The organism is Syntrophus buswellii (assembly GCF_046097065.1).
GTDB lineage: Bacteria > Desulfobacterota > Syntrophia > Syntrophales > Syntrophaceae > Syntrophus > Syntrophus buswellii.
Genome location: NZ_CP175563.1, coordinates 1,592,076 through 1,616,669 on the forward strand (window position 1 = coordinate 1,592,076; position 24,594 = coordinate 1,616,669).

The 24,594-nt window shown below is 51.7% G+C and carries 19 protein-coding genes and 1 pseudogene; 14 read left to right on the forward strand and 6 right to left on the reverse strand.

The genetic code is table 11. The features are described 5' to 3' along the window. Both ileS and nadB read right to left on the reverse strand, forming a co-directional pair. Nucleotides 1-2,802 carry an isoleucine--tRNA ligase gene (gene ileS / locus ACJ77P_RS07135; protein ID WP_408999369.1) on the reverse strand — a complete coding sequence of 934 codons (2,802 nt, stop codon included), beginning with the start codon at nucleotides 2,800-2,802 and terminating at the stop codon, nucleotides 1-3. Between the two features lie 269 nt (nucleotides 2,803-3,071). After that, nucleotides 3,072-4,685, reverse strand: coding sequence for an L-aspartate oxidase (nadB, locus tag ACJ77P_RS07140; protein WP_408999370.1), 1,614 nt, complete (start codon nucleotides 4,683-4,685; stop codon nucleotides 3,072-3,074). A gap of 108 nt (nucleotides 4,686-4,793) precedes the next feature. Between nadB and tsaD the strand changes: the two genes are divergently transcribed. The 8 genes from tsaD (at nucleotide 4,794) to ahcY (ending at nucleotide 12,152) form a co-directional block, all read left to right on the forward strand. Next, a complete protein-coding gene (gene tsaD, locus ACJ77P_RS07145; protein ID WP_408999371.1) occupies nucleotides 4,794-5,810 on the forward strand; it encodes a tRNA (adenosine(37)-N6)-threonylcarbamoyltransferase complex transferase subunit TsaD in 1,017 nt (338 codons plus the stop codon). A gap of 9 nt (nucleotides 5,811-5,819) precedes the next feature. Further along, nucleotides 5,820-6,287, forward strand: coding sequence for a DUF2062 domain-containing protein (locus ACJ77P_RS07150; RefSeq protein ID WP_367359271.1), 468 nt, complete (start codon nucleotides 5,820-5,822; stop codon nucleotides 6,285-6,287). Continuing rightward, complete coding sequence (rsmA, locus tag ACJ77P_RS07155; RefSeq protein WP_367359270.1) at nucleotides 6,259-7,122, forward strand: 16S rRNA (adenine(1518)-N(6)/adenine(1519)-N(6))-dimethyltransferase RsmA; 864 nt, start codon at nucleotides 6,259-6,261, stop codon at nucleotides 7,120-7,122. The genes ACJ77P_RS07150 and rsmA overlap by 29 nt, the downstream gene beginning before the upstream one ends. 146 nt (nucleotides 7,123-7,268) lie before the next feature. Then, on the forward strand, nucleotides 7,269-8,129 hold the full coding sequence (gene panC / locus ACJ77P_RS07160; RefSeq protein WP_367359269.1) for a pantoate--beta-alanine ligase: 861 nt from the start codon (nucleotides 7,269-7,271) through the stop codon (nucleotides 8,127-8,129). A 58-nt stretch (nucleotides 8,130-8,187) separates the two neighbouring features. Continuing rightward, complete coding sequence (gene panD, locus ACJ77P_RS07165; RefSeq protein WP_367359268.1) at nucleotides 8,188-8,538, forward strand: aspartate 1-decarboxylase; 351 nt, start codon at nucleotides 8,188-8,190, stop codon at nucleotides 8,536-8,538. A 234-nt stretch (nucleotides 8,539-8,772) separates the two neighbouring features. Next, on the forward strand, nucleotides 8,773-9,441 hold the full coding sequence (locus ACJ77P_RS07170) for a DUF502 domain-containing protein (protein ID WP_408999372.1): 669 nt from the start codon (nucleotides 8,773-8,775) through the stop codon (nucleotides 9,439-9,441). A 68-nt stretch (nucleotides 9,442-9,509) separates the two neighbouring features. Next, nucleotides 9,510-10,688, forward strand: coding sequence for a methionine adenosyltransferase (gene metK / locus ACJ77P_RS07175; protein WP_408999373.1), 1,179 nt, complete (start codon nucleotides 9,510-9,512; stop codon nucleotides 10,686-10,688). 39 nt (nucleotides 10,689-10,727) lie between these two features. After that, complete coding sequence (ahcY, locus tag ACJ77P_RS07180; RefSeq protein ID WP_408999374.1) at nucleotides 10,728-12,152, forward strand: adenosylhomocysteinase; 1,425 nt, start codon at nucleotides 10,728-10,730, stop codon at nucleotides 12,150-12,152. Between the two features lie 24 nt (nucleotides 12,153-12,176). Here ahcY and lptG read toward each other — a convergent pair whose 3' ends face one another. Then, on the reverse strand, nucleotides 12,177-13,256 hold the full coding sequence (gene lptG / locus ACJ77P_RS07185; RefSeq protein WP_408999375.1) for an LPS export ABC transporter permease LptG: 1,080 nt from the start codon (nucleotides 13,254-13,256) through the stop codon (nucleotides 12,177-12,179). Beyond that, complete coding sequence (gene lptF / locus ACJ77P_RS07190) at nucleotides 13,253-14,440, reverse strand: LPS export ABC transporter permease LptF (protein WP_408999376.1); 1,188 nt, start codon at nucleotides 14,438-14,440, stop codon at nucleotides 13,253-13,255. The genes lptG and lptF overlap by 4 nt, the downstream gene beginning before the upstream one ends. Before the next feature lie 211 nt (nucleotides 14,441-14,651). Between lptF and ACJ77P_RS07195 the strand changes: the two genes are divergently transcribed. The 3 genes from ACJ77P_RS07195 (at nucleotide 14,652) to ACJ77P_RS07205 (ending at nucleotide 18,347) form a co-directional block, all read left to right on the forward strand. Further along, a complete protein-coding gene (locus ACJ77P_RS07195) occupies nucleotides 14,652-15,308 on the forward strand; it encodes a histidinol phosphate phosphatase domain-containing protein (protein ID WP_408999377.1) in 657 nt (218 codons plus the stop codon). A gap of 250 nt (nucleotides 15,309-15,558) precedes the next feature. Beyond that, nucleotides 15,559-17,649 (forward strand): ribonucleoside triphosphate reductase, encoded by a 2,091-nt coding sequence (locus ACJ77P_RS07200; protein ID WP_367359261.1) that lies wholly within the window; start codon nucleotides 15,559-15,561, stop codon nucleotides 17,647-17,649. Then, nucleotides 17,649-18,347: an anaerobic ribonucleoside-triphosphate reductase activating protein gene (locus ACJ77P_RS07205; RefSeq protein ID WP_367359260.1), complete on the forward strand. Its 699-nt coding sequence runs from the start codon at nucleotides 17,649-17,651 to the stop codon at nucleotides 18,345-18,347. The genes ACJ77P_RS07200 and ACJ77P_RS07205 overlap by 1 nt, the downstream gene beginning before the upstream one ends. Here the strand turns inward: ACJ77P_RS07205 and ACJ77P_RS07210 are convergent. Then, nucleotides 18,245-19,795, reverse strand: a complete 1,551-nt coding sequence (locus ACJ77P_RS07210) for a M48 family metalloprotease (RefSeq protein ID WP_408999378.1) — start codon at nucleotides 19,793-19,795, stop codon at nucleotides 18,245-18,247. The two genes, ACJ77P_RS07205 and ACJ77P_RS07210, sit on opposite strands and share 103 nt — an antisense overlap. Before the next feature lie 264 nt (nucleotides 19,796-20,059). Here ACJ77P_RS07210 and cmk point away from each other — a divergent pair, with 264 nt between their 5' ends. From cmk to sppA, 3 genes are all read left to right on the forward strand, one after another. Beyond that, entirely contained in the window at nucleotides 20,060-20,725 is a 666-nt protein-coding gene (gene cmk, locus ACJ77P_RS07215; RefSeq protein ID WP_367359258.1) for a (d)CMP kinase, read from the forward strand. 190 nt (nucleotides 20,726-20,915) lie between these two features. Next, nucleotides 20,916-22,676 (forward strand): 30S ribosomal protein S1, encoded by a 1,761-nt coding sequence (locus ACJ77P_RS07220; protein ID WP_408999379.1) that lies wholly within the window; start codon nucleotides 20,916-20,918, stop codon nucleotides 22,674-22,676. 15 nt (nucleotides 22,677-22,691) lie between these two features. After that, nucleotides 22,692-23,621 carry a signal peptide peptidase SppA gene (gene sppA, locus ACJ77P_RS07225; RefSeq protein ID WP_408999380.1) on the forward strand — a complete coding sequence of 310 codons (930 nt, stop codon included), beginning with the start codon at nucleotides 22,692-22,694 and terminating at the stop codon, nucleotides 23,619-23,621. A 209-nt stretch (nucleotides 23,622-23,830) separates the two neighbouring features. Here sppA and ACJ77P_RS07230 read toward each other — a convergent pair. Then, nucleotides 23,831-23,980 (reverse strand): annotated as a pseudogene (locus ACJ77P_RS07230) (sigma factor-like helix-turn-helix DNA-binding protein); the annotation flags it as partial. Between the last annotated feature and the right edge of the window lie 614 nt (nucleotides 23,981-24,594).

Genomic DNA, 24,594 nt, shown 5'->3' on the forward strand with positions numbered 1-24,594 from the left:
TCAGGCCCGGAGATTCTCAAGGCACCGGTCACAGATCCCGGGATGCTCGGAATCTCCGCCTACCGCTTCACTATACATCCAGCAGCGGTTGCATTTGACGCCCCTGGCGCGCGTCACATCGATCAGCAGCCCTTCGAAATCCGATCCCGGGCAGGGAGCCGGTTCCGACATCCCGGCGGCGGGGACGATTCTCATCTGGGAAACAATCAGGAGGCTCCGCAATTCTTCAAGATGAGCTTCGAGAAAGGCCCTCAGATTCTCCGGTGGTGCCAGATCAATGCAGGCATCAAGAGAATGCCCGATGATTTTGTTCTTCCTGGCCGCTTCGATGACCTTGCCGATCTCGCCCTTCAGGGCAATCATCCTGGTCCACCCGTCGGCGAGTTCCGTATCCGTATAGGCCGCATCTACATCCGGGAACTGGGCGAGGTGAACGCTTGCGGCTTTGCCTTCATAGGAGGGAAGGGCCGCCCAGATCTCTTCCGCGGTAAAGGTCAGAATGGGGGCGAGAAGCCTTGTCAGGGAGCTGGCAATCGAAAACATGGCCGTCTGTGCCGATCGGCGCTGCCTGGAATCGGCCCTGGAGGTGTAAAGCCGGTCCTTGAGCACATCGAGGTAAAGGGAGCTCAAGTCGACCGTGCAGAACTGATAGAGAGCGGAAAAGGCGCCATGGAACTGAAAGCTGTCATAGGCTGCCTTGACTTTCTGGATCAGCTCCTGGAGCCGGTGCAGGGCCCAGCGGTCCATGGGCTCCATCTCCCCGTAGGGGAGGGAATGCGAAGCGACGTCGAAGTCATAGAGGTTTCCCAGGATAAAGCGGCTGGTATTGCGGATCCGGCGATAGGCTTCCACCAGTCGCTTGAGGATTTCGTCGGAAATGCGGATGTCATCGGTATAATCCGCCGAAGCCACCCAGAGGCGCAGGATTTCCGCACCGTACGCGTCAATGACCTGGTGGGATTCAATGACGTTGCCCACGGATTTGGACATCTTCTTGCCCTCTCCGTCTACGACGAAGCCGTGAGTCAGGACGTTGCGGTATGGGGCGCGGTTCCGCGTTCCCACCGATTCAAGCAGCGAAGAATGAAACCAGCCTCGGTGCTGGTCGTTGCCCTCCAGGTACAGATCTGACGGGGAGCGGAGGTTGGGCCAGCGCTCAAGGACGGCGGCGTGGCTGACTCCGGAATCGAACCAGACATCGAGAATGTTCGTTTCCTTGTGGAATTCAGTCCCCCGACACTCCGGGCAGAGGGTTCCCGGCGGAAGGAGGTCCGCCGCCTCCCGCTCGAACCACACGTCGGCGCCGAACTGGCGTACCAGGCTCACCAGGTGATTCATGATCTCCGACGTCATCAGGTGCGCTCCGCAGTTCTCGCAGTAGAACATGGTGATCGGCACGCCCCAGAGGCGCTGGCGGGAGATGCACCAGTCCGGGCGGTTTTCGATCATCCCGTAAATCCGGTCCCTTCCCCAGGAGGGAATCCAGCGCACGCTTTCCACCGCTTCCAGCGCCTTTTTCCTCAGGTCGTTCTTTTCCATGGAAATGAACCATTGCTCCGTGGAGCGGAAGATGATGGGGCTCTTGCACCGCCAGCAGTGAGGATAGGAATGTTCGATATCCACAAGGCCGAGGAGGGCGCCGACTTCCTTGAGCTTCCGGTTGACGCTGTCATTGGCGTCGAAGACGAACTCTCCGGCGAAATCGGCCACGTCGGGGGTAAAGCGGCCGTCTGCATCGACGGGGGCGTAGTTGTCAAGGCCGTATTTCATGCCGATTTCGTAGTCTTCCTGCCCGTGGCCCGGGGCAATATGGACACAGCCTGTTCCGGCGTCGAGGGTCACAAAAGGAGCCAGGATCACGAGACTTTCCCGATCGATCAGGGGATGGCGGGCTTTGAGCCCTTCGAGGACCGCACCGGGAAATTCATCCAGGATTTCATAGGATTTGCCGCGGAAACCGAAGGCGTCGATGCAGTAATCCAGCATGTCCTTGGCAAGGATCAGCACATCCTCGTCGAACGAGACCGCGATGTACTCGAATTCCTCATGGAGGGCGATGGCCAGATTGGCGGGTATTGTCCACGGCGTTGTCGTCCAGATGACGATGCTGACCTTCTTTTCGGCCAGTTTGGGACGAACCGCCGCGATATCGGAAATCAAGGGGAACTTCACATAGATCGAGGGTGTGGAGTGATCGGCATATTCCACTTCCGCCTCGGCCAGCGCCGTCTTGCAGGAGGCGCACCAGTAAACGGGCTTCTTGCCTTTGTAAACCGAACCGCTCAGGTAAAGCTTGCCGAACTCCTCGACCGTGGTCGCCTCGTAATCGTAGCTCATGGTCAGATAGGGATTGTCCCACTCCCCGAATACGCCGAGCCGCTTGAACTGCTCCCTCTGGATATCCACGAATTTATCGGCGTATACCCGGCAGAGGCGCCTTTTTTCAGCCTGGGACAATTCCGCCTTTTTCTCGCCGAGTTCCTTATCCACCTGATGCTCGATGGGCAGGCCGTGGCAGTCCCATCCGGGCACAAACACACAGTCATAGCCCGTCATGCTTCTGGACTTGATGACGATGTCCTTGATGATCTTGTTCAGGGCGGTTCCAAGATGGATGTTGCCGTTGGCGTAGGGTGGTCCGTCGTGAAGAATGTATGTTTTCCGACCCGTTGAAACCTCACGAATCAGGTCATAAATGTGCATTTCATCCCATTTTTTGAGCTGTTCCGGTTCTTTCTTGGTGAGGTTCGCCTTCATGGGGAAATCTGTTCTGGGCAGGTTCAGGCTTTCTTTGTAATCCATGTGTAACTCCTCGAAATTCAATGAAAAAAGGAATATTAAAAAATCCTTCGGCTGAGATCTCGGCTCAGGAGAAAGAAAATAAAGATGCAGTCGAAGCGGCAAGGGCTTAGCAGGAGAGAATATCCAGTTTTTCCGACGGGATGTCTGTCGCCGTGCATCGGCCAAGGCTGTGCCCTATCACAGAAGACCCTGATTTTCAAGTCAAAGTAATCGGTATCGGAGAGGGGTTAGATGGGAGAGTCGGCAGTCTCGAAATGAAAATATTCCCATCAAAGCGTGTTTTTTGAAACAACGGTATCCTTCCGCCAGACCTTGTCATCCCGGTCCGGGTAATCGATGTTGTAATGCAGGCCCCTGCTCTCTTTCCTGAGCTTGGCGCATTGGACGATGAGACCTGCGGCGGTTGTGATGTTGCGAAGCTCGATGAGATCCTTTGTAATAAAGAATTGCTGGTAATATTCGTCAATTTCCCTGCTGATCATATCGATGCGACGCTGCGCCCTCTCCAGACGCTTGTCGGAGCGTACGATCCCCACGTAGTTCCACATGCAGCGCCGAATCTCATCCCAGTTATGGGACACAACGACGGATTCATCGCTCTCGTTGGCCGCCTGCTGCCCCCAGGGAGGGATCGTGACGGACAGTTTCCCCCGGTGAGGAAACAGGTCGGAAATCTTGACAAAGGCCCGATGGGAATAGACGACGGCTTCGAGAAGGGAATTGCTGGCCAGGCGATTGGCTCCGTGAAGGCCCGTGCAGGACACCTCGCCGAGGGCGAAGAGACGGTCGATGTTCGTTTCGCCGCAATGGTTCACCACCACCCCTCCGCAGAGGTAGTGGGCTGCGGGGACGACTGGAATGGGCTCGCTGGTCATGTCGATGCCGAACTCCAGGCATTTGTGGTAAATGTTGGGAAACCGGTCTATGAGGAACGCCTTATCCTTGTGGGAAATGTCCAGGAGGACGTAATCGTCTCCCGATTTTTTCAGCTCGAAGTCGATGGCTTTGGCCACCACATCACGGGGCGCCAGGCTTTTCATGGGATGATACCTGTCCATGAAGGGTTCACCGCTTTTAAGCTTCAGGATTCCGCCTTCTCCACGGACGGCCTCGCTGATGAGAAAAAATTTTGCTTCGGGATGGTAGAGGCAGGTGGGGTGAAACTGGATAAACTCCATGTTTGAGATCAGTGCGCCGGCCCGGTATGCCATGGCTACGCCGTCCGCCGTTGCGATATCCGGATTGGTGGTGATCAGGTAAACCTTGCCCGCTCCGCCTGTCGCCAGGATGACGTAGTCAGCAATGAAGGTATGGACTTCATTGCGAAGAATGTCGAGGACATAAGCACCAAGGCACCGGTCCGGCATCCCCGCGTCACGCCCCTCCGGAGGCGGCATCAGAATCAGATCGACGGCCAGGTGATTTTCGTAAACGGAAATTCTGGGATTGGCCCCGGTCTTTTCATTGAGGGCCCGTTCAATTTCACTTCCTGTCAGGTCCTTCGCGTGGAGGACCCGCCGCATGGAATGGCCGCCCTCGCGACCAAGGTCGTAAACCGCAGTAGCACCCGGCTGAGACCTGGTGAACTCGACGCCCCATTCAACGAGCTCTTTGATCCTTTCAGGGGCTTCCGTTACGACGAAGTTGACGACCTCCTCCCTGCAGAGACCCGCTCCGCAAAGGATCGTATCCCGGATATGATATTCGAAGCGGTCCGTTGAATCCGACACAGCGGCGATGCCGCCTTGCGCGTAATTCGTGTTTGCTTCGGATTTTTCTTTTTTTGTGACAATCGCAACCGTGCCGAGTTCGGCCGCCTTGATGGCAAAGCTAAGTCCAGCGATGCCGCTGCCGAGAACCAGGAAATCCGTTTTAATTTCCATAGAGAATCCTGTCTTTCAGGTCATAGGTTCAGAGAAAAGTTTATTTACAACAGGGACTTTTTTCTATATAAACCAACACCAGTATTTGTAAAAGGAAATTATTCAGTCATGATCGTTTTAGGAATCGAATCTTCCTGTGATGAGACAGCGGCGGCCGTCGTGCGCGACGGACGGGTCCTGCTTTCCAATGTCATTGCATCCCAGATCAAGGAACACTCAAAATACGGGGGCGTGGTGCCCGAGATTGCGTCGCGCAGACACATGGAGGCCATTATTCCCGTCATTCTTCAAGCGCTTGACGATTCAGGGATGGAATTGTCCGATATCGAAGGGATCGCTGTCACCAGAGGGCCCGGGCTCGTAGGCTCTCTCCTGGTCGGCCTTTCGGTGGCCAAGGCGCTGGCATTTTCCCGGAAGCTTCCCTGGGTCGGAGTCAATCACCTGGAAGCGCATATCGCCTCCGTCTTTCTCTCCCAAAACGTTCCTCGTTTCCCCTTTGTGGCCCTCGTCGTATCCGGGGGGCATACCAACATCTACTTCGTGGAAAATTTCGGGGTGTTCGCCATTCTGGGGCAAACGAGGGATGACGCCGCCGGGGAAGCCTTTGACAAGGCGGCGAAGCTCCTGGATATCGGCTATCCCGGAGGCATGATCATAGACAGGCTTGCGCGGGAAGGCGATCGGACGCTACTGTCCTTTCCCAGGGCCATGAGAGACAGCCTCGACTTCAGCTTCAGCGGGGTCAAAACATCTCTTGTCGTCCATGTCAAAAAACATGGAAAGCCGTCAACCCGGGAGGAACTTGCCCATCTGGCCGCGGGATATCAGGAGGCCATCGTTGATGTCCTGGTTGAAAAGACCCTGAAGGCCGCCGAACTGAAATCGGTCAGCCAGATCGTCGTCTGCGGAGGTGTGGCCTCCAACAGCCGCCTGCGAGAGCATTTTGCAGACAGAACCGCGGAATGCGGAATGGATCTCTTTGTACCGCCTCCCATCCTTTGCACGGATAACGCCGCCATGGTTGCCGTGGTGGGAAACAACCTTCTCGGCAGGGGGATCACCGATGAATTCAGCCTGAATGCCGTATCGCGATGGCCGCTCGATGCAACCCTTTCGTGCCGGTAGATCATGATCTTGAAAAAACGGCTACAGGGAATTTATCAGCAGTTCATAAGCCTCAAAGGAGATCCGGGCTCTCTGGCCAGGGGGGCCGCCATGGGTGTTTTTGTCGGCGCCACGCCGACCATCCCGCTGCATACCGTTTTGGTGATTCTCTGTGGGTTTCTTTTCAAGACCAACGTGTCTTCTGCCTGCCTCGGGTCGTGGCTCGTATCCAACCCTCTGACCATCCCCTTGCTTTATATCACGGAGTACCAGATCGGTCTGTTGATCCTCGGACGTGGAAAGGGCGAACTCGTCCTGACGGAATATTCCTTGGCGGCTCTTCTCCAACTGGGTTGGGCCGTTATCGTGCCCCTGCTCGTCGGGGGAGTCGTTCTGGCCGCCTTCCTTTCCGTTCCGGCTTATTTCCTTTCTTACCGGCTTATCTGTGCAATCCGGAAAAAGAGACCCCATGAAATCCATCCGACAGATTCTCTCTGATCACGCGGTCCGACCGTCAAAGCGACTGAGCCAATCGTTTCTTGCCGATTCCTCCATCATGGAAAGGATCGTGGAAGCGGCCGACATTCAGGACATGGAAACCGTCGTGGAGATCGGTTCCGGGCTGGGGCTGATGACGGCTCTCATTGCCGGGCGGGCCAGGCGGGTGACGGCAGTGGAAATCGATGGGAGGCTGATTCCCATTCTCGAGGAGCAGCTTGAAGGCTACCGCAACGTGGAAATCATTCAGAAAGATATCCTTGACTATGATTTTGCGGAGGCCAAAGGGGACAACCCCGAGCAGAAGATCAAGGTGATCGGAAATATTCCATACGGCATATCTTCTCCAATCCTGTTTCATCTTCTGAGTAACCGGAAACATCTCTCGACGGCCGTCCTGATGATGCAGAAGGAAGTGGCCGAGCGCCTCCGTGCGGTCCCCGGGACGAAGGCGTACGGCATTCCATCCGTCCTGTTCGGACTGTTCACCCGAATCTCAATGGAACGGGACGTGGCCCCCGGCAGCTTTTATCCGAAACCCGAGGTAACCTCCTCGGTGCTGAAGATTTCATTTTCCGACGAACCGCTGTTTCCCGTCCGCGATGTCGCCCTGTTTTCCCTCCTGGTCAGAACCGCCTTTGCGAAGCGGCGCAAAACCCTGTTCAATAACTTGAAGAGCCTCATGGCGCAGGGCCCGGATAACAAAAATCTGCAGGATTTGCTGGCTTCCCTGGGAATCGGTGAAACGAAAAGGGCGGAAGAGCTGTCAATCCAGCAATATGCAGCGCTGTGCAACGCCCTTTTCGAGATAAAAAAACGCAATAAATATTCTTGACAAGCCAGAGGTCTGTCTGTATAGAAATTCGAACCGCTTGGATCCGCAAAAGGACTGAGACGGAAGGCGCATGAAGCTGATTTATATAGGGATAAAAGCCTCCCCGTCCAGGACGGTGAGGCTTTTTTTATGGAGAATAACAACCGATGAACATCATTGGTACGGTTCAGGAGATGCAGCGCTATTCGGAAGCCCTGAGAAATTCCGGGAAAAGGGTCGCCTTCGTGCCGACCATGGGCTATTTTCACGACGGCCATCTCAGCCTGATGCGTGAAGCGAGAAAAAGAGGGGACTGCGTCGTTGTCAGCATCTATGTCAATCCCACCCAGTTCGGACCTTCGGAGGACCTGGACAAATATCCACGGAACTTCGAAAGAGATAGGCAATTAGCGGAAGATGCCGGTGCGGACGTCATTTTTTTCCCCAGCAATGCCGAGATGTATCCCGAGCACTACCAGACCTATGTGAACGTCGAGGAAGTCACGAAAAATCTCTGCGGGTTGTCACGACCGGGTCATTTTCGCGGCGTAGCAACGGTATGCGCCAAGTTGTTCAATATGGTGAAACCCCATCTGGCCATCTTCGGTAAGAAAGATTTTCAGCAGCTGGTTACGATCAAGCGGATGGTTGCTGATTTGAACATGGATCTCGAGATTGTCGGCATGCCGACGACAAGGGAGCAAGACGGACTCGCCATGAGTTCCCGAAATGTTTATCTGAGCCCGGAAGAACGGCAATCGGCCCTATGTTTGAGCCGGTCCCTGAAGAAAGCCAAAGAGCTGTTCGATCAGGGTGAGCGGGACGCCGGCCGGATACTGGACGAGATCACGGGTTACATCGAAGGAGTCCCCTCGACCCGGATTGATTATGCCAGGATTTGCAGCACGACCACCATGAAGGATATCGACCGCCTGGAGGACGAATCCGTTATGGCCCTTGCTGTTTTTGTCGGCTCCACGAGGCTTATAGACAATTACGTGTTCGGTGAAGAACTGAACATCGAATAAAAAAGAAAATACGAGATCGGGCAGGGAGCGGCTCCTGGCTCGGCGGGAAGGTGAATCCATGCAAAGGATGATGCTTAAATCCAAAATTCACAGAGCGACTGTAACGGATGCAGATCTTCATTACGAGGGCAGCATCACCATTGATGAAAATCTGATGGACGCTGCCGGACTTTTGCCCTATGAAAAAGTGTCCATTTATGATGTGAATAATGGTGAGCGTTTTTCCACATATGTGATAACAGGCAAACGGGATTCAGGGACGATCTGCCTCAACGGTGCTGCGGCAAGAAAAGTTGCAAGAGGGGACCTGGTCATTATTGCCAGTTACGTATTTGTCGACGGCGATGAAGCGAAGGGCTGGAAGCCCACCGCAATCTTCGTCGACGAGGATAACCGCATCAAACATTAAAGCCGATCGCAGTGGCATGTTTATATGGACAGTGGTGATCCACTGGTTCGCCGGGGTTCATTTGTTTTTTTATTCTTATGTGAAATATGGCAAGAGAGTTGTGGCCAGGGGCATGGGGGAAGCGTCATGCCCCTGTTTTGTTGTTCCTGTGCCGAAGGAAACTATTCATGGTCCCTTTTTTGCTAAATTTAAAAACGGGATAGACTTCACTGAAAGCGGCCGCATTTCGATAGCATGACATCCTTGGGGAAAAAACTGAGAGGAATTTTTTTAACAGGACTTGCCGTCGCTGTTCCTCTGGGATTGACGATTTATATCCTGTCCTTTCTCGTCAGAATGATGGATAGCCTCCTGGACATCATCCCCCGGCCTTACCAGCCGGGAACGCTCCTGGGTATGCACATTCCGGGTTTGGGGATGATCGTCACCCTGGCGGTCATTTTTGTCTGCGGACTTCTCACGCAAAGTTATCTGGGGACTAAGCTCGTCACGTTTGGAGAATCCCTTCTTGACAAGATTCCCGTAGTCCGCAGTATTTATCAGGCAACGAAACAGATTTTCGAACATCTTTTCATCAATAAGAATCAGAGCTTTAAAAAAGTTGTTCTTGTTGAATTTCCCCGGAAGGGGGTATATAGTCTCGGTTTTGTTACCGGAATAACGGGGCAAGAATTTTCCAGCAGGACGGGTGAAGAGGCCCTTCATGTTTTTATTCCCAAAACACCCAACCCGACCGCAGGATTTTTTATCATGGCCCGCAGCGATGATCTCATTGAACTGGATATGACCGTCGAGGCCGCCTTTACGCTCATCATATCCGGTGGGATCGTCACGCCGCCGAACCGACCGGGCAGTCGGAGTCTTTCCAAAAGCCAAACAAGGGTCGTCATGGCGGACGTCTAATGCCAAGGGTAACAAGAGACACGGAAATCTGATCGATACGAAAAAAGAGAACTAAAGGAGAACAATAGATGCGTATTACTTCTGAAAGTGTCAAGGTGGGGCATCCGGACATTGTCGCGGATTCCGTTGCCGCAAATATCATTGCAGCCATTCTTGACAGAGAAAAAGAACGAGGCTTAACGGTGGACAACATGCCCCATTGCGGAATCGAAGTTTTCCTGGGAAAGGGGCTTTGCATCGTGGGCGGTGAAGTGGCAACCCGCATTTATGTGGACATCGAACGATGTGTCCGTGACACCGTTTTGAGGCTCGGGTATTGCGACTATGAGCTGGGCCTCAACGGGAACTCCATGGGCATCCTGAATACGATTATTCCTCAGTCGCCGGACATCAACATCGGCACGCGGGCTGACCTGGGAAAGTACAAGGAAATCGGGGCGGGAGACCAGGGGATTATCTTCGGATTCGCCTGTGACGAAACCCCTGAACTGCTTCCCCTGCCCTATGTGCTGGCCACCAGGATGATGAGGGCCTTCGAGGAAGCGGACAATCCCGTCTTCGCCCCCGATGGAAAGGGCCAGGTGACCGTGGAATATGACAGTGAAGGAAAGCCGCTACGGGTGGCAACCGTATTGATGTCCAACGCCATTGACTACCGGCATGTGCCGGCAGGTTTCCGGAACAGCATTGAGCCTCTTGCCAAGCAGATCGCCATGAACTGTTTGAAGGACTGGGTGGATGAACAGACAGATTTCCTGTTCAACCCGACGGGTGAATGGCAGGCCGTCAATTCCTGCAGCTCCGCAGACTCCGGCGTGACCGGCAGAAAACTGGTGGTCCAGCTTTATGGAGGCTACCCAGGTGCTCAGATCGGAGGCGGCTCCGTTGTAAACAAAACTCCGGAAAAGGTGGACTGTTCCGCAGCGCTTGGCGCGCGCTATGTGGCCAAGAATATCGTTGCCGCCGGGCTGGCGCGGAAATGCGCCATCCAGCTGTCCTATGCAATCGGCATTGCCCGACCGATCTCCATCTATGTGCACACCTTCGGGACGGGAATCGTTTCAGATCAGAAAATCGGAACCCTCATCCGGGAATACTTCGATCTTTCGCCGCGGGGAATGATCGAACGGTTCAACCTTCTCGACGGAGAGATCTACAGAAAACTGCCCAAGTCGCTCTTCCTGGACGATTATCTCTGGGAAACGACGGATATGGTGGAGCCGTTAAAAGGGGCCGCCAACATATAAACAGGAACAATGACATTGTCCGCGGAACAGGAGGAAGAGATGAGTTTCCTGGAGATTGACGCTTCATGGCCGTACCGGGTGGCGGATCTGTCCCTTTCAGAATGGGGAAGAAAGGAGATGGCTCTGGCGGAAAACGAAATGCCTGGGCTGATGGCCGTGCGGGAAAAGTACGGCCGGCAGAAACCCCTGGCGGGCCTGAAGGTGATGGGCAGCCTGCACATGACCATTCAGACGGCCATGCTGATCGAGACGCTGAACATTCTGGGTGCGGACATCCGCTGGGCTTCGTGCAATATTTTTTCCACGCAGGACCATGCCGCCGCGGCGATTGCAGAAGCAGGCACGGCGGCGGTCTTTGCCTGGAAGGGCGAAAGCCTGGAAGAGTACTGGTGGTGTACGGAGCAGGCACTGACATGGCCCGACGGCGACGGCCCCGATCTCCTTGTCGACGATGGGGGTGATGCAACGCTGTTTGTCCATCAGGGGGCCCGCGTCGAAAGAGATCCCGGCCTCCTGGAGAAAAAGCAGGACAACAAAGAGATGCAGATTATCATGGAGCGGATGAAGAGATCTCTCTCCAGGGACAGGAATCGCTGGACACGCGTGGCTGCGGGCATTCTGGGCGTATCGGAAGAAACGACAACGGGTGTTCACCGCCTTTATTCAATGGCCAGGGAGGGAGAGCTTCTCTTCCCGGCCATTAATGTCAATGATTCCGTCACAAAGTCGAAGTTTGACAATCTCTATGGCTGCCGGGAATCGCTGGCCGACGGGATCAAGCGGGCAACGGACATCATGGTCGCTGGGAAGGTGGTTGTCGTCTGCGGCTATGGAGACGTCGGCAAGGGCTGCGCCCAGTCGATGCGCGGATTCGGTGCGAGGGTCCTTGTAACCGAAATTGACCCCATCTGCGCCCTTCAGGCGGCGATGGAAGGATATGAGGTCAAGAGGCTCGACGACGTCGTCGGCCAAGGGGATATTTTCGTGACGGCCACCGGGTGCTGCGACGTCATTACCGGGGAGCATATGGAGCGCATGAAAAATGAGGCGATCATATGCAACATCGGCCATTTCGACAGTGAAATCGCCATGCATTACCTGGAAGAAAACCGGGAGTGTAAGAAGGAAACCATAAAACCACAGGTAGACAAATGGACCCTGTCCTCAGGGCGCTCCATCATTGTTCTGGCGGAAGGGCGCTTGGTGAATCTGGGCTGCGCGACGGGCCACCCCAGCTTTGTCATGAGCAACAGTTTTACCAATCAGTGCCTGGCACAGATCGAACTCGCTTCAAAAAAATACAAGCCTGGAGTCTATACCCTGCCCAAGAAGCTGGACGAGGAAGTCGCCCGTCTGCACCTGGGACGCTTGGGAGTCCACCTGACAACGCTGTCCCCAAAGCAGGCGAACTATCTGGGGGTTCCCGTTGAAGGCCCCTATAAGGCGGAGCACTATCGGTATTGAGATCGATGCCGAAAAAGCCTTCCATTATGTCCTGACGTGTTTGAAACGATACAGCGCAGCCGCTCCGAAGAGGAGGTTTGCCAGCCAGGCCGCGAGAAGGGGAGGGAGGTTTCCCGATCTTCCCAGAGACATGGCGAAGGCGTAAAGAATCCAGTAAGAAAATCCAATGGTGACGCCGACGAAGATGCTTCCCGCAAGCCCTCCGCTCCGTTCTGTTTTCACGGAGAAGGAGATTCCGAGAATGGCCAGGATGACGCACACAAAGGGAAAGGCGATCTTTCCGTGCAGATCGGCCAGGTATCTCGTCGCGTCATAGCCTTCGGAACGAATTTTCCGTACATACTTTCTTAATTCAAAATATCCCATCTGCTCGGAATCTTTCTGGACTACCTGAAAATCCGACGGCTTTTCGGGCAGGTCCAGGATTTTTTCATCAAAGCGCTCCATCAGGGGAAATCCCGCCTCGTCAAAGCGAACGATTAGAAGGTTGTAAAAGATCCAGTGATCCCTGTTCCACACGGCCCGATCCGCATCGACGCGCATGACGAGATTCATCCCGCGATCGAGGTAATTGAGGGTGATTCCCTGGAGGATGTTGTTTTTCGGATCAAAAAGCTTGAAGCTGTAAATCCCCCTGGCGCCTCGATACCAGATCTGTTCCTTTTTGAAAGCCCCGTGGAGTTCCTTCTTCTGGATGTCTACCCTCATGATGTATTCAGCTTTCGCGTTTGCATAGGGAGTGATCAATTCACTGAACAGAAAAGAGAAAAGCGTGATCAGGAAAGAAAGGATCACGATTGGAACGGACGAACGGTAGATGCTGATGCCGTTGGCCTTCATGGCCACAATTTCACTGTTTCTCGACAGGGATCCGAAGGTCAGCAAGGCCGATAGAAGAACGGCCGCAGGAATGGTTAACGAAAGCATCATGGGAATGCGGAAGAAGAAATAAGCGGCCACCTGATCAAAGGAGGCACTTTTTCTGGCGAGGATCCTGAGCTGGTCAAAAAACTCGACGATGAGAAAAAGCGAGAGAAAAGAGACCATGACCAGGAGAAAAAATCTGAGAAATTCTCTCGTAATATAGCGATCGAGGGTGATCATGAATGTTTCTGACTCCTCCGGACCTTGTTGCGATTCAAAAATTTATGAAGGGCGGATGGGGACATCCATTTAATCTGCCGTTCTGCCGCCGCGGTCAAGTAAAGAGAAAGACCCGTCATGCAGAAAAGGAGTGTCGGCATCCATGAGCCGAGCAGCGGGGGCAATTTCCCCGTAGTGACCAGCGCATCGCAGCCCAGCTGCAGAAGATAGTAGAGCAAGACCGTCATCAGCCCGAGGGTAAACCCCCTTGCCTTCACGGAACGGTGCCGGTTTTTGATGCCGAGAGGGATGGCGAGAATGCCGAACATCAGGCATGAAAAAGGGATGGTGAATTTTTTGTTCAGTTCGAGCACATATTCCCGATAATTTTTATCCGCCTGCCGGCTGTTCTTGATGTTGAGAATCAATTCCCGGGGAGTCATTTCTTTGGTTGACTTTGAACGCTCCTTCCGGGCTTCGCTCAACGCAGAGGGAACATCGAGATTGATGTCGTAATACTGGAAGTCCATCTTACGGAAATTTTTTTTATCCTTGGAAACAGAATAGGTGCTTCCGTTTTCAAGCCTCAAGGTGACGTTCATGGATTTCGGATCAGAGATCAGAAACGCCTGTTTGGCAATAATGGTCGCCGGCTCCTCGTCGGTTCGCTGATCTGAAACAAGGACCCCCTCCATGGAAAAGTCCCTGTCGGAAATCGTGTCCGCGTACAAAAGAATGCCTTTAAAGTCCGCGATAAACACTTTCTCCTTGATACCGATGCCTGCCTTGCTCCTCGCAACGCTGTACAGAAGGGTCTTCGTCGCCATATTGCTGTAGGGTGCGAGAAAAAAAGTAGAAAAGGCCGTAAGCAGCAGGGCCGCAAAAGCGATCAGAAGTATCGGCGGAGTCAGCCTGTACAGGCTGACTCCGGAGGCCTTCAAGACGGTGAATTCGCTGTCGCTGGAAATTCTTCCCAGGGCGATGAGAATGGAAATAAGCAGTGCTATGGGAATCGTAAAGACGAAGAACGAGGGCAGCAGGAAAAGGATCAGCTGCACGATGGCGATGAGGCCGACCCCTTTGTTGATCATCAGATCCATCAATTGGAGAATCTTTCCCATCAGCAGAACAAATGTCATTACAAACAGCACGATGCCGAAGGGTTGCAGGATCTCTTTAATCAGGTAGCGATCGATGATTTTCACTTTAAACCGTTCCTTCAATGAAACAGACCCCTTTCCTGTACCGGAAGAATAAACTCCTCCAGTTAAAAGAAGATTGACGATTTGTCAATTTCAAATGAGGGCAGATCATGATTGACCGGGAAAGCGGAGGGTGCTACTAAGAAATAACCTTGGTGGAAAGAGCCGCTCTTCAGGGTCATACTTCTGAATTTCTGGAAATAAGGAGAATCCTGTGATTGATCTGCATACCCATACGTTTTTCAGCGACGGCCAACTTCTTCCGTCCGAACTCGTCAGGCGCGCGATCGTTGTCGGATATCGCGCCATAGCCTTGACCGATCATGGGGATCATTCGAATATTCCTTCGATCCTACCCGGTATTGTAGCCGTCTGCAAAAAACTTTCAATAGCCCATGGCATTCCCGTTCTGCCCGGAATCGAACTGACCCACGTCCCGCCCATGTACATCAGAGAGCTGGCCGTGGAAGCCAGAGGACTGGGGGCAAAAATCATTGTCGTCCACGGTGAGACTCTTGTGGAGCCGGTCATGGAGGGAACGAACCTGGCCGCGCTGTCGGCGCCCATCGATATCCTTGCCCACCCCGGGCTGATTGGAGAAGAGGAGGCTCTTCTGGCGGCAAAAAGCAACATCTGCCTGGAGCTCACGACACGAAAGGGGCACTCTCTTTCGAACGGCCATATTGTGAAGATGGCCGTTCAGTATCATTTTCCTCTGGTGCTCAATACGGACAGTCATGAATCGAGCAATCTCACCACGCGGGCCATGGCCGTGAAAATTGCCAGGGGGGCGGGGATGCACGAAGAAGACATTCCCGCCCTTTTTAAAAATTCAGAAATTCTTGTGAAAAAAGCGCTGGAGTACAGATAGGAAGCAGCCAAAAAGCCTACCTCGAAATTCTTCAGAACAACACCATGCCATCCGAAGGATAGCCTGCGAATGTTCAAGGTCGTTGGATCGTTCCATGTCACCATGCCTGCTGTCAACTGTTATAAAATTTATCTCTTGATTATGAATCAATATATGGTATGGTGTTCCACCATAATGCCCAACATCTTGTTGGTAGACCGCATAAAAACATTATATCAGGTCAACTGCTGATTGCAAAAGGAGCGTTCTGATGTATTCGGAGATCATCAAAAGGGATGGAAGGCTGGTTAAATTTGACGCAGAAAAGATCACCTCCGCCATTGCAAAGGCGGGCCTCGCGACGGGAGAATTCGACGGCAAAACGGCTCGAAAGTTAACCATCAGGGCGTTGAGCCTGGCGGAAAAGCTTTTTGGAGGTTCTACACCGTCTGTCGAGGAAATTCAGGACATTGTTGAGGAAGTTCTTCTGTCGACTTCCTATCGGCGAACGGCAAAAGCCTATATCATCTATCGGGATCAGCATGCCCGGCTGAGGGAAATTACGAACCGTATGGAAGTTGAGCTGGTCGATTCCTATCTGAAGAAAAAAGACTGGAAGATCAACGAAAACAGCAATATGGATTATTCCCTGCAGGGATTGAACAACTACATATCCTCGGAAGTCAGCAAAATATACTGGCTCAACGAAGTCTATTCGCCGGAGGTCCGAAAGGCGCACAGCGATGGAGATTTCCACATCCATGATCTGAGCCTGTTATCTGTGTATTGTGTCGGCTGGGATCTTCTCGATCTCCTGATGAATGGTTTCAAGGGGGTATCCGGCAAGGTTGAAAGCAGGCCGGCCAGGCATCTTCGCAGCGCCCTGGGGCAGGTGGTTAACTTTTTCTATACACTCCAGGGTGAAGCCGCAGGAGCGCAGGCCTTTTCAAACTTCGACACCCTCTTGGCCCCTTTCATCCGCTATGACGGCCTGACTTTCGACGAAGTGAAGCAGGCGCTGCAGGAATTTATCTTCAACATCAATGTGCCGACACGAGTCGGTTTTCAGACGCCCTTTACAAACGTGACCCTCGATGTGACGGTTCCACGCTACTACGCCGGCCAGAATGTAATCATCGGCGGAGAGCCCCGCAGGGAAACCTATTCCGAATTCCAGGAAGAAATGAACCTGTTCAACTCGGCTTTTCTGCAGGTGATGGCTGAGGGTGATGCGAAAGGGAGGGTCTTCACCTTTCCGATTCCAACATACAACATCACCCGGGATTTCAACTGGGATGATCCGAATTTAAAAGACCTCTGGGAAATGACGGCAAAATACGGCGTTCCCTATTTCTCCAACTTCATCAATTCCGAGATGAATCCCGAAGACGCCAGGAGCATGTGCTGCCGGTTAAGAATCGACAACCGTCAGCTGCAGGTTCGGGGAGGGGGGCTTTTCGGCTCCAATCCGCTGACCGGTTCTATCGGGGTTATCACCATGAATATGCCCCGCATCGGCTACCTCTCCAATTCGGAGCATCATTTTCTGGATCGGCTGGACCGTCTGATGGCTCTGGCCCGTGAAAGTCTGGAGACCAAAAGAAAGGTCCTGGAAAATTTCACGGACCGAAATCTCTATCCCTATACGAAATACTATCTGAGAGGCGTAAAGGAGCGATTCGGTGAATATTGGAAAAACCACTTCTCCACCATCGGTCTTGTAGGGATGAATGAAGCCTGCCTGAATCTATTCGGCAGAAGCATAGGGACACGCGAGGGGCAGGAATTTGCGAAGAGGGTCCTGGATTTCATGAGGGACCGGCTTGTGGAGTTTCAGAACGAGACGGGAAACAACTACAATCTTGAATCGACGCCGGCTGAAGGGACCTCATACCGCCTGGCCCAGATGGACCGGAAAAAATACCCGGACATCCTCGTGGCTGCATCTGAGCAGGACGGGGCAGAAAAGGGTGAGCCTTTCTATACCAATTCAACCCAGTTGCCCGTTAACTACACGGACGATCTCTTTGAGGCCCTCGATCTTCAGGATGAAATTCAGACAAAGTACACAGGCGGAACCGTTTTCCATATCTTTGCCGGGGAAAGAATCGAAGATCCGGATATCATAAAAAAACTGATTCAAAGAATCTGCTCCCAGTACCACATCCCTTATCTGACCTTTACGCCGACTTTCAGTGTGTGCCCATCCCACGGGTATCTGCGCGGAGAGCAGGCTGCCTGTCCGGAATGTCAGGAGCCCTGCGAAATTTATTCAAGGGTCGTCGGTTATCTCAGGCCGGTAAAGCAGTGGAACAAGGGGAAGCAGCAGGAATTTTCCCTGAGAAGGGAGTATGCCGTCTAATGAAGATCGGAGGCCTTCAGAAGGTATCCCTCATTGATTATCCCGGCGAAATCTCTTCCGTCATTTTCTGCCAGGGCTGCAATTTCCGCTGCCCCTACTGCCATAACCCGGAATTGGTCGATCCGGAGCTTTTTTCCGCCTGCCTTTGCGAAGATTCGATTCTCTCCTTTCACCGCAGCCGGATCGGTAAGCTCGATGCGGTGACCGTGACAGGAGGCGAGCCGACGATTCAGCAGGATCTTGCGAGCTTTCTGAAGTGCCTGAAAGCGATGGGATATCAGATCAAGATCGACACCAACGGTTCGATGCCGGGGGTTCTTGCAAGGTTGATTGCTGAACATCTTGTGGATTACATCGCCATGGACATCAAGGGACCCCTTGAAAAGTACGGGAAAATTACCGGAATGGCGGGTGTTTCAGAACAGATTGCCGAATCCGTGCGATTGATCCTGTCCTCGAATGTAAACTATGAGTTTCGAACGACTGTCGTGGACTCGCTCCTGACGGAAGAGGATCTGCTCAACGTCGGAGATCTGATAGCTCAATCAAGGCGCTATGCACTGCAGCCATTCGTTCCGTCAAAAGCGCTCCGTCCTCAGTATCTTGAAGAGAAGTCTCTTTCTCTTGAAACTCTTGCAAGGGTCAGGGGGCAGCTTGGGAAAAAGATTGATTCCGTTATCATACGGCCTTCAACATAGGAAGAATAGCCCATTGCTTCCTCGGAATCTTCCGTGGAGCTTGGTTTTGAAGATTTTCCGTTTTCGATAGCCTCAATTTCCTCTTCAATCTCCACCCTTTTTCGTTCCCCCGGTCCATAAAACTTCAAGGCCGCCTTGAAATGGTACAAGGCCATTTCCTTTTTCCGGTTTTTCTTGAAATACATCCCGAAATGGTAATGTGAGGCACCCTGGTCCTTCGTTCCTCCATAGGCCGTGGCAAGATGATAGTGGGCATCCGCTTCAATCGACGGCTTGTTTTCGATTTGTTTCAAGGTGTTCAATGCCTCCTGGAAACGTCCTTCAGCTTCGTAGGCGCGGCCCAGGAAAATAATGGTTTTTGAATTTTCAGGATTAATGGACAAAGCCCGAGACAGATAATAAATGGCATCCCGCGTCCGGCCGGCTCTGAAACATGCGATGCCCAGATCCCGGACGATGTCCTCATCGTTGGGAGAAAGATTCAGGGCTTCTTGAAAGGTCTTTATGGAATCCTCAGTCGATCCGAGTCTTTCCTGCGTCAAAGCCAAGCCGTAAAGAGCGTCAACATCGACGGGATTCGCTTGAACCGCACTTTGAAATTTGGTCAGCTTGAGTTCGGGATTTCTCCCGATGAAGGCAAGATAAATCTGAATCCTCGTCAATCCCCCGACAATGCTTTCCCGTCCTTCCGTCCGATATCGGACCTGGAGAAGACCATCGAGATAGCGGATTCTTTCGTCAGTTCCTGGATGGGTCAGAAAATAGGAAGGGATGCTTTTCGAGTAAAATTCGTATTTTCTCATGATTTTGAGAAAATCGAGCATTGATTTCCCATTATAACCGGAAGCCACCAGGTAGGCCATACCAAGGCGGTCCGCCTCTTCTTCATGATCGCGGCTGTACTTGAGGTTCATGCTGGAAACCGCGGCCATGGAAAAACTTGTAAGTGCCGCGGCTGCCTCTCCGCCTCCTCCGAGAAAGGCCCCGGCCAAGATTGCCGCCAGGGCCGCGATATTCATCTTCGTGGATTTTTCAATGATGGAGGCGATGTGGCGGGCATTGATGTGGGCGACCTCGTGGGCAAGTACACCGGCCAACTCGCTTTCATTTTCACAGAGATTGATGAGACCCTTGTTGACATAGACATACCCGCCCGGGGTGGCAAAGGCATTGATGGCGGAGCTGTTGATGACGGAAAACTTGAATTCGAAGGGGGCTTTCGGTGACGAAGCCAGGACAAGACGACCGATTTGATCTACGTAGTTCTGAATCTTCGGGTCTCGAATCAGAACCCTTCCCTTTGACAGTTTCTCGTAAAACTCTTTTCCCAGCTTTTTTTCATCTTCCAGGGTAAAAGACGCGTTGGCCGCCGGGCACGAAGTGAAGAGAAAAACAACGGCGAACGCTGCGATAAAAAATTTTTTGATACAAAAAATGGAAAGATTCATTTATAAAAAAGCTGTGACAAGATCTATAGTCGGTTCCTTATAATTTTAAACAGTTCTTCCTTCGTGATTCCTTCGGAACATCATCAGCGCCTGCACAGCCTCTTTTCATGTTCCTTCATCATGCAGCTTGGGACGTTCCGATGGGTTGTTCTCCTCTTTTCCTTAAAAAACAACCCCTTCTGATATTTATCCCTGTATATCATTAATAACAAACATATGCTATAGAAATTGACCTCACGAAAAAAGCAACTATCGGTACACGAAATGATCATAACGATCGATGGACCATCCGGGGCCGGAAAAAGCACCGTCAGCAGAGCCCTGGCGAAAATCCTTTCCTATCCTTACCTCGACACGGGCGCCCTTTACCGCGCCATTGCGTACAAAATAAAGAAAGATAAATCGGCCGTTGAAGATGCTTCGTATTTGAGCCGCCTTGCCGAATCCTTGAACCTGAAGCTCGAGAGGGAGGGCAGTACACCCAGAGTCATTCTGGATGACATCGACATAACCGATCTTCTGCGCACGGAAGAAATTGGCCTGTTGGCATCGAGGATTTCCGCGCTGCCGATCATCAGGGAGGTGCTGCTGCCCATTCAGCGCAATTTCGGAAGCTTGGGGAGCATCATTGCCGAGGGCAGGGACATGGGCTCGGTGGTTTTTTCCCATGCCGACTTCAAGTTTTTTCTCACGGCGAGTCTTTCTGAGCGGGTTAGAAGACGCTGCAAAGAACTTCGGGGGGCGGGGCTTATACCGGATCCGGAAACCGTCAAAAAGGGAATGATCCTCAGGGACAGGCAGGACTCGGAGCGTGCCGTCGCGCCCCTCAGAGTGCCGGCAGATGCAAGGGTTTTCGATTCCACGGATTTGACGGTTGATGAGGTCGTGACAGCGATGAGGATGGCTCTAAAGGATCCGCCTTCCCGATGAGACGGGAGGCTCCTGCCCATTTTGTTCAAGGAAGCCTTCACGTAGCGAGGCGATTCGCCCGATGATCGCATCTGTCCGCAGAAAGCAAACACACTCAGACTAGGCGAATAAATCTTGATGTTTTTAGGTTTGTGTGTTACTTTTTTAAAATTATTTAATGGTTTTTATAAAACACAAGGGGGATAGTTAAATGGTTAACGATGACAACTTAATTTCAGATCAGATGGAAGAAAAAGGAGACGCCGCAGGAAATCAGCAGAATCAAAGCAATGAAGACATGATGGGCTTCAAGGAATTATATGAGCAAAGCCTTCAAAGTGTTCACCTGGGGGAACTTGTAACAGGTAAAATTGTTCAGATCAACTCTGATGTGGTCATGGTAGATGTCGGCTGGAAAACGGAAGGATATATCCTGGCGAGGGAACTCAAGGATGAAGAAGGCAACATCACGGTGGACGTTGGAGATGAAATCGAAGTGATGGTCGAGAGAAGGGATCAGGAAGGGAATCTCGTTCTCTCCAGAGATAAAGCCGCGAAAATGAAGGTATGGGACGACGTAAAGAGTGCCTGTGAAAATCATCTTCCAGTCAAGGGAACGGTCGTCGAGAGGGTAAAGGGCGGATTGTCCGTGGATATCGGCATTACCGCATTTCTTCCCGGCTCCCAGGTAGATATTCGTCCGGTGAGGGATCTCGACAAATTTGTAGGCCAGACGTTCATGTTCGATGTCCTTAAATACGACCGCAAAAGGAACAATGTCGTCCTGTCACGGCGATCGATCCTGGAACAGGAGAGAGAGGAAGAAAAGAAGGAGACCCTGGCAAACATTCATGAAGGGGCCATCGTTGAGGGCGTCATCAAGAACATTACGGATTATGGTTTATTCATTGATCTGGGGGGAATTGACGGACTTCTTCATGTAACGGATATTTCCTGGGGCAGAATCACCAAGCCTTCCGAAAGCTTCTCGAAAGGGGACACGATTACCGTCAAGGTTCTTTCCTTCGACCGTGAAAAAGAGCGGGTGTCGCTCGGTCTGAAGCAATTGACTGAAAATCCGTGGGAAAATATCTCGGATAAGTATCCCATAGGGGGAATTGTTGAGGGCAAGGTGGTCAACCTTACGGATTATGGCGCCTTTGTGGAACTGGATCCCGGAGTAGAGGGATTGATCCATGTGTCAGAAATGTTCTGGACCCGGGAAATCAAGCACCCCTCGAAGGTATTGACGCAGGGACAGACTTTGAAAGCCATGATTCTCGATGTTAACAAAGACAACAAGCGAATCTCCCTGGGACTGAAACAGACGACGGACAATCCGTGGGAAACGCTGAAACAGAAATATCCTGAAGGGACGATCGTCAAGGGGGTCATTCGAAATGTCACAAACTTCGGCATATTCGTCGGTGTGGAGGATGGAATTGATGGCCTCGTGCATGTATCCGACATCTCCTGGAAGCAGCGGGTCAAACATCCCTCTGAAATCTATAAGAAGGGTCAGGAGATAGAAGCCGTCGTCCTGAATATTGACGTGGAAAATGAGAAGTTTTCCCTGGGCATTAAGCAGATTGAAAAGAACCCCTGGGAAGAATTCTGCGATAAGTATTCGGCGGGGTCCATTGTATCCGGAAAGATCACCAATTTAACGGAATTTGGCGTATTTGTTGAGGTTGAGGAAGGCATTGAGGGGCTGGTACATATATCGGAGTTGAGTCACAAACGGGTCAAATCCGCATCAGAAATCTTTTCCGTGGGAGAGTCGATTTCTGCTGTTGTAAAAAGCGTGGATGTAAAAGGGAGAAAAATAAGGTTGAGCATCAAGGATACGGAGGCAAGTCCTGAAGGGAGTCACTCTGTAAGCCAGTACCTCAACAATCGGGAGAACATCGGGTCAAATCTCGGCAAGGCCCTGGTGGATGCTGACGTAAAACTGATCGACCCAACCAAGTAATTTGAGTCCAGATTCATGAAACGACATCCGGTGATTTGGGGAATCCTTCTCTTGTTCCTTCTCCTGTTTGCCTTTTATTTCCTGGTCCAGGGAATTGCGTCCATCACCGGTAAACGGACCGCCTTTTCCGGCGCCAATAAGATTGGCATTGTCGACATAGAGGGAATCATCAAGGATTCAGGTGAGGTGGTTGATCATCTTAACGAATTCGCTAAAGATGATACCGTCAAAGGGGTGATTCTCCGGATCAATTCCCCGGGAGGTGGCGTTGCCCCCTCCCAGGAAATCTACGACGCAGTCATGGAGCTCAGAAAGAGAAAAAGAGTTCTCGCTTCCATGAGTTCCGTGGCCGCATCCGGTGGATACCTGGTAGCCTGTGCGGGAGAGAAGATCATAGCCAATTCAGGCACATTGACGGGAAGCATCTCGGCGGTCATGTATTTCACGAATACGGAAGAACTGATGAAAAAGGTAGGCGTCAAGGCTTCCGTTATCAAAAGCGGGAAGTATAAAGACATCGGATCGCCGATACGGGAAATGACCGAAGAAGAAAAGGTCCTTCTTCAGGGACTGGTGGATGACATTTACAGCCAGTTCCTCGATGTCGTCGTCCGCCACCGCAACATTACTTCAGAGACCCTCAAGGATATCGCAGACGGCCGGATATTTACAGGCAGACAGGCTCAGAAGCTTGGGCTGGTGGACTATCTCGGTGACAAGCAGTACGCTGTGACCATGCTTGCGAAACTGGTTGGAATTGAGGGGGAACCCGTTGTTGTCTACCCGCGCAAAAAGTATGAATCCATGCTGGACTATGTGTTGCAGCAGACATCGTCCTCCCTGTCCGCCGTGCTTTCGACAAAACAACGCTTTTCTTACGGGATCCATTATCTTATGGATGATTATGACGTGAGGATGATGGCACCCGGAAACGAGGTGCGGTGATCTTCTCATTGTAAGACACCGGGATAAGGCCTGAGAGGCGCTGCCCGTTGTGCAGCCAGCCCGATTGAATCCGGGGGAACTGAAGCTGGAATACCATCGCCACAGCTATGATTCTCAACTTCAAAAAGAGCCCGGATCATAGAGACAATTTTAAATCAATGTTTGAAAAAAAAGGGGGGAATGTAAATTCCCCCCTTTCCATCGAGTATCTAGATGACATCCCATTCATTGCTTGGAAGGGCGAAATCCTTTAATTGATCCCTTCTCTTTTTATGCTGCAATTTTTTTAATGCCTTTGCTTCAATCTGCCTGATTCTTTCCCGAGTGACTCCCATCATATCCCCGACTTCCTCCAGGGTGAACGGTCCATAATTGCAGGCTACCCAAGTGCAATTCAGAAAGGACTCGTTTTTTAGATACCATTCGCAAGACGTGTCTTCACAAATGGCTTGGATCACCCTTCCTTTCTTTTTGCACTTATATTTGTTAATCAACGAGATCATCTCCTTTTGTTTTTAGAAGAATAGTAATCATCAGAATCTGACGTGTCAACAGGGCCTGTTCCTTAATTTGCAGAAATTCTGTCTTTGGACGGCATCAGCGGAAGATGAAGATTTTAACCGTTATTCAGATAACCGCTTTCTGTTGACAACCCGGCAATGCCGATATGTCTTTTGGAAAAAAATGCGAACGAAATCAACCTCTAAATAAAACCATCGTTTCACCATCAAACAAAGTTGAGTCATTATACTAGAATTAACAATAAATCAAGATTTTTAGACGACAGAAACAGCAACCCCTTACGTTTCGCAATGTTCCCCAAGGCCTCAACTCAAAATGTGGCTTCTTTGGGGAAAATTGTCTTGACTTTCATCTTAAAATAATTAATAGTCCGCCAATTCAAGAGACATATTAGACGTTTATTTATAATCATCCTTCTTATACATGAAATACGCGTCAATATAAGATTTCA

What these genes read in the sequence shown, in the direction of transcription:
- rsmA (WP_367359270.1), top strand. Translation starts at nt 6,259, where the DNA reads ATGAAATCCATCCGACAGATTCTCTCTGATCACGCGGTCCGACCGTCA.
- ileS (WP_408999369.1), bottom strand. Translation starts at nt 2,802, where the DNA reads ATGGATTACAAAGAAAGCCTGAACCTGCCCAGAACAGATTTCCCCATG.
- ACJ77P_RS07220 (WP_408999379.1), top strand. Translation starts at nt 20,916, where the DNA reads ATGGTTAACGATGACAACTTAATTTCAGATCAGATGGAAGAAAAAGGA.
- ACJ77P_RS07170 (WP_408999372.1), top strand. Translation starts at nt 8,773, where the DNA reads ATGACATCCTTGGGGAAAAAACTGAGAGGAATTTTTTTAACAGGACTT.
- metK (WP_408999373.1), top strand. Translation starts at nt 9,510, where the DNA reads ATGCGTATTACTTCTGAAAGTGTCAAGGTGGGGCATCCGGACATTGTC.
- lptG (WP_408999375.1), bottom strand. Translation starts at nt 13,256, where the DNA reads ATGATCACCCTCGATCGCTATATTACGAGAGAATTTCTCAGATTTTTT.
- nadB (WP_408999370.1), bottom strand. Translation starts at nt 4,685, where the DNA reads ATGGAAATTAAAACGGATTTCCTGGTTCTCGGCAGCGGCATCGCTGGA.
- cmk (WP_367359258.1), top strand. Translation starts at nt 20,060, where the DNA reads ATGATCATAACGATCGATGGACCATCCGGGGCCGGAAAAAGCACCGTC.
- ACJ77P_RS07210 (WP_408999378.1), bottom strand. Translation starts at nt 19,795, where the DNA reads ATGAATCTTTCCATTTTTTGTATCAAAAAATTTTTTATCGCAGCGTTC.
- panD (WP_367359268.1), top strand. Translation starts at nt 8,188, where the DNA reads ATGCAAAGGATGATGCTTAAATCCAAAATTCACAGAGCGACTGTAACG.
- tsaD (WP_408999371.1), top strand. Translation starts at nt 4,794, where the DNA reads ATGATCGTTTTAGGAATCGAATCTTCCTGTGATGAGACAGCGGCGGCC.
- ACJ77P_RS07200 (WP_367359261.1), top strand. Translation starts at nt 15,559, where the DNA reads ATGTATTCGGAGATCATCAAAAGGGATGGAAGGCTGGTTAAATTTGAC.
- panC (WP_367359269.1), top strand. Translation starts at nt 7,269, where the DNA reads ATGAACATCATTGGTACGGTTCAGGAGATGCAGCGCTATTCGGAAGCC.
- ahcY (WP_408999374.1), top strand. Translation starts at nt 10,728, where the DNA reads ATGAGTTTCCTGGAGATTGACGCTTCATGGCCGTACCGGGTGGCGGAT.
- sppA (WP_408999380.1), top strand. Translation starts at nt 22,692, where the DNA reads ATGAAACGACATCCGGTGATTTGGGGAATCCTTCTCTTGTTCCTTCTC.
- ACJ77P_RS07205 (WP_367359260.1), top strand. Translation starts at nt 17,649, where the DNA reads ATGAAGATCGGAGGCCTTCAGAAGGTATCCCTCATTGATTATCCCGGC.